Annotated in this window: 3 protein-coding genes; all 3 read left to right on the forward strand. The window is 78.4% G+C overall.

The features are described from left to right. Nucleotides 1–1,841 (forward strand): hypothetical protein (locus HYE82_RS34395; protein ID WP_179178148.1); only part of this gene is annotated, 1,841 nt, incomplete at its 5' end. Next, nucleotides 1,838–3,820 carry a TOMM precursor leader peptide-binding protein gene (locus HYE82_RS34400; protein WP_179178149.1) on the forward strand — a complete coding sequence of 661 codons (1,983 nt, stop codon included), beginning with the start codon at nt 1,838–1,840 and terminating at the stop codon, nt 3,818–3,820. The genes HYE82_RS34395 and HYE82_RS34400, both read left to right, overlap by 4 nt. A 31-nt stretch (nt 3,821–3,851) precedes the next feature. Beyond that, nucleotides 3,852–4,312: thiopeptide-type bacteriocin biosynthesis protein (locus tag HYE82_RS34405; protein WP_218783381.1), on the forward strand; the 461-nt coding region annotated here is incomplete at its 3' end.

Here is a 4,312-nt window from a genome sequence, read left to right on the forward strand (position 1 = left end):
CCCCCGCCACCTCGGCCACCTCGGCCACCCGCGTGCCTCCTGCCGGCTCCTCGGCCCCCGTTGCCTCCGCTGTCCCGGTCGCGTCCGTACGCCGACTGCGTCCCGGCGCCGCCGTGACCGTGCTGCGGGACGGCCTGCACCTGAGGGGCCGGCGCGGCAGCGTCACCCTGGAGGGCAGCAAGGCCCTGCCCGCCCTGTGGCGGCTGCTGGAGGAGCCGCTGCGGGACGGCGGACTCGAACGCCTGCTGGACGGCATGGAGGCGGACTCGCCGGTGCGGAGGGCGGTGGACACGCTCCTGGCCCGGCTGGACGAGCACGACCTGCTCGTCACCCGCCCGGCCGAGCCCGCCGGTGGGGCCGGCCCGGTCGCCCGGTGGCTCGAAGCCACCGGCGAGGACCCCGCCGCCGCGGCCGCCGCGCTGGCCGTGGCGCGGGCCGAGGTGCTGGCCGCAGCCCCCGAGGGGCCGCTCGCCAGGGCCGCCGGACGGGCACTGGCCGCGGGCGGGCTGCCCGTCTCGTACACCCCAGATCCGGCCCTGTCCGAGGGGAGCGTCCTGCTGTACGTCCGCGGGGCCGGCCCGGACCGGGGCATCGCGGCCGGGCTGTGCGCCGGGACCGGCTATGCCACCGCACCCGGCAGCGCCGCCCAGATCCGCTCGGACGCGGCCGCCCTGGAACTGCGGCTCACCCCGGCGCCGGCCGCATCCGTGACCCCGCCGCGCCTGCTCGCCGTCCTGGTCGGCGGCGCGGCGGCACACCGGCTGCTGTGCGCCGCGGCCGGACTTGCGGACCCCGCGGACGAGGGCGAGGACGGGCGCCTGCTGCCCGGCCTGCCCGCGGTCCTCCTCGCGGACGCCCGGCCGCTGCGGGCCGAGTACCGCAGCTGGCTCGGCCCCGAACGCATCGATGCCGACCGGCGGGCCGGCCTGGAACCCGCCGGCACCCTCGCCGAGGCGCTGCGCCGGGTCACCGCCCTCGGGGACCGGCGGTGCGGGGTGCTGCCCGAGCCCGTCCCGGGGAACCTGCCGCAGCTCCCCGTGTCGCTGGCGGCCTGTACGGCGGCTGCGGCCGGGCCCGAGGGCGGCCCTCCGCACCCGGGTGGCCTTCCGGACCCGGGCGGCCCGGTCTCCGGCGCGCCGCGGCTGGACCTGGCCCGCCTGGAGGTGTTCTGCCGGGCGGCCGAACTCCGCCTGGGCGGGGCCGGGTTCACCGTCGGCGCCGATCCGGGGCACGCCCGGGGCCGGGCCCTGCGCGCCGCCGCGGCCGAGCGCCTCGGGCGCTCGACCCACCGTACGCAGGAAGCCCCGGGGGAGTGGGACACCCACCTGCAGGCCCGGCACTGGTGGACCACCCTGACGGCCCGTCTCGGGGTGTCCGCGCACCTGGAGGTGTTCCGGGCCGCCCCGGGGGCGAAGGTGTACCACGCCGTGGTCCACGGCACCGGCACGTCGGCCCGCCCGGTGCTCGGCGAAGCCGTCGAGGCCACGCCGGGGGACGCGGCGGCCTTCGCCGCGCTCGCCGCGGTGACCGCGCTCTGCGCTCAGGAGGCCGGGCTTGCGGCCGACAGCCCGCCGCCGTCCGGCGGCGCCGTCGCCCCGCTGGCCGCCGCCGGTGTACGGACGGCCGCCTGGGAGGACCACGGCTGGACCGGCGGCTGGCTGGCGGACCTGGCCGGACGGGAGGCCGCCTTCCAGGCCGCGTTGCGCCGCCTGACCGGAGCGGACCGCCCCGCTGCGGCCCGCCGCGCGGAGCCGCAGCTCCCGCCGGCGGCCCGGCAACTCGCCGACCGGCTGCGGGCCTTCGGCTTCACCGTCTTGCGCACCCCGGAGGAGGAAAGATGACGAAGGCGGCGGCCGTCCCGGCCGCGACCGGCCCCCGGGACGCCTGCGGGCCGCTCGGCAGCACACTGGCGGTACCGGTGCTCGACGCCGGAGCGGCGGCCGCGGCCGCCTCCGGACGGGCCGCGGTCCTCCTGCCCCGCTGGACGCCCGGCCTGGCAGAGGAGCTGAGCCGGCACGCACTCGGCCACCCCGTGTCCCTGGTCCCCGTACGGCTCGACGGCGCCCTGGCGGTGGTCGGTCCCGTGCTGCGGCCGGGCGCGGCGGCCTGCCTGTGCTGCGCCGAGTACCAGAGGCTGGCCACGGCGGGCGGCCGGGTGCCGTGGCGGAGCCCGGAACTGGAGCTGGCCGGCGTCCTGTCCCCGGCGCTCGCGGACTGCGTCGGCGCCCTCGCACAGGACCTGCTGGACGGCGGCGGTGGCGGTGACGGCGAGGGCGACCTCGCGGGCGACGGTGAGCCGGCCGGTGCCGCGAAGACCGCCGTCGTGTACGTCGTCCACCTCGGCCGCGGCACCTGGTCCACCCACCGCATCCGCCCCGTCGGAGGCTGCCCTGTGTGCCGCCCCCTGCCCTCGGACTCGGCCGCCGGGGCGGCCCCGCTGCCCTCCGGGCCCCGCCCGCTGCCCGATCCGTACGTCCTGCGCGCCCCCAACTCCCGTACCACCGTGGAGGGTCTGCGTGCGGCGCTGTACGACGAGCGGTTCGGGCCGGTACGCCGGCTCATGCGCTCCGAGGACTCGGCGTTCTCCCTGACCACCGCCGTCGTGACCGACGGGAGGGCCCTGGACGACGGCGGGTACGGCCGGGCCCGCGACTTCGCCGACAGCGAGCGGATCGCCCTGTTCGAGGCCGTCGAGCGGTACGCGGGCATGCGCCCCACCGGCCGCCGCACCGACCTGCGGGCCTCCTTCGCCGCCCTCGGCCCCGACCGGGCGGTGGACCCGGAGCGGCTCGGCCTGCCCGATCCCGCCCACCACGGCCATCCGGCCTCACCGACCGTCCCGTACACACCGGACCTGGAACTGGACTGGGTGCACGGTTGGTCGCTCACCCGCCGGCGGGCCGTCGCCGTCCCCGAGCACGTCGCCTACTGGGACGTGCCCGGCCCCGACCGGCCGCGCGTGGCGTACGAGTCCTCGAACGGCTGCGGACTGGGCAACAGCCCCGAGGAAGCCGCGCTCTACGGCCTGTTCGAGGTCGCCGAGCGCGACGCCTTCCTCATGGCCTGGTACGCGGCCACCCCGCTGCGCCGCGTCCAGCCGCCGCCCGAGGACACGGGCACGGCCATGCTCGCGGACCGGGCGGCCCTCGCCGGCTACCGGCTGTCGCTGCTCGACGCGACCAACGACTTCGGCATCCCCGCGGTCGTCGCCGTCTGCCGGTACGAGGGCGCCCACCCGGACGCGCCGCGGATGTTCCTCGCGGCGGGCGCCCACCACGACCCGCGCGCCGCGATCAGGTCCGCGGTGGCCGAGGTCGCCACCAACGTGCTGGAGTCCGCGCACCTTTCGCTCGCCGAGGACGGGCGGCGCGACCCCGAGCGGCTCCGGCCGATGCTGGAGCGGCCGGAACTGGTGGTGGGCCTCGACGACCACGTCGGGCTGAACACCCTCCCCGAGGCAGGCCCGCGCCTGGAGTTCCTCTTCGCCGACACGCCCTGCGTGCCGGTGGCCGAGGCCTGGCCGGGGGCGCCCGAACCGGTCGGCGACCTGACCGACCTGCTCGGGGCGACCGTGGAGCGGCTCTCCCGGGCCGGTCTGGAGGTGATCGCCGTCGACCAGACCGAACCGGGGCTGCGCGACCGGCTCGGCCTGCACTGCGTGAAGGTCGTCGTCCCCGGCTCCCTGCCGATGACCTTCGGGCACGTCAACCGGCGGACCCGGGGACTGCCCCGGCTGCTGGAGGTCCCGTACAGGCTGGCCCGCACCGGCCGTCCGCTGCGCCACGACGACCTGGCCCTCCACCCGCACCCCTTCCCCTGACCGCCCCGGCCGCGAACGAGGACCGCACGCGATGACCACCGACACCTGGCACAGCCTCCACCTCTACCTGCACTCCGACACCGAGGACACCGACCGGTTCCTCCTCCGGGAGGCGGCCCCGATGCTCGACCGCCTCACCGCACCCGGCGGGCCCGCCGCGTCCTGGTTCTTCATCCGGTACGGAGAGGACGGCCCCCACCTGCGGATACGGGTGCGAGGGCTGAGCGGGCCGGCCGCCGCGGACCTGGCTCAGGAACTGGCCCGGGCGGCGAAGGAGGTGCCCGCGGTGCCGGGCCCGTGGCCCTCCGGGCACGGGGAGGTCCGCGAGGTCCCGTACGCGGCCGAGACCGACCGCTACGGCGGGCCGCAGGCCCTCCCGGTCGCCGAGGAGGTCTTCGCCGCGTCCACCCAGGCGGCCCTGGACGCCCTGCGGGACCTCCACGCAGGCGCCGGTGCCGGTACCGGTGCCGGAGCGGCGGCGGGGACGGGGGC

This window comes from Streptomyces sp. BR123 (assembly GCF_013401435.1).
Lineage (GTDB): Bacteria > Actinomycetota > Actinomycetes > Streptomycetales > Streptomycetaceae > Streptomyces.